A 629-nucleotide genomic window follows, 5' to 3' on the forward strand; every position below is an offset into this window, starting at 1 on the left:
ATGATTTTGAAAATTTGGTTATTCCAATTGGGCGCCCCATATCAAACACTCAGATTTATATTTTAGACGATAACTTAGAGCCAGTTGTTATTGGCGGTTCAGGAAAGTTGTATGTTTCGGGCTCAGGTGTTGCCAGAGGTTATTTGAACAAGCCTGAGCTTACCTTAGAGAAGTTTGTACCAAATCCTTTTATAGAAGGCAAGCGTATGTATGATACGGGAGATTTAGCGTGTTGGCTACCCGACGGAAACATTGAATTTTTAGGAAGAAAAGACCATCAGGTAAAAATCAGAGGCTATAGAATTGAGCTTGGCGAGATCGAGAATACCATTTTACAGTACTCAGAAGATTTAAAACAGGTAGTTGTTGAAGTAAAAGAAAACAATCAGGAGAAAGTACTGGTTGCTTACTTTGTTTCGGCAGCAAATCTGGAAAAAGCACAGTTGCGTAGTTTTCTGCAAGAGAAATTGCCGGATTATATGGTTCCGGGTTTTTATATTGAATTAGAGAAATTGCCACTAACCCCTAACGGAAAAATAGACAGAAATGCCTTGCCTGGTATCTCTGTAGAAGATGTCATAAGAAAAGAGTATGTAGGTCCAAGAAACAAAACCGAAGAAAATTTGGTT

General features: G+C 38.3%; 1 protein-coding gene. It reads left to right on the forward strand.

Annotated elements, in window-relative coordinates:
• On the forward strand, positions 1 to 629 hold a 629-nt coding region (locus FLA105534_RS00065), incomplete at both ends, for an AMP-binding protein (protein ID WP_173964022.1).

Source organism: Flavobacterium collinsii (assembly GCF_902804485.1).
GTDB classification, from domain to species: domain Bacteria; phylum Bacteroidota; class Bacteroidia; order Flavobacteriales; family Flavobacteriaceae; genus Flavobacterium; species Flavobacterium collinsii.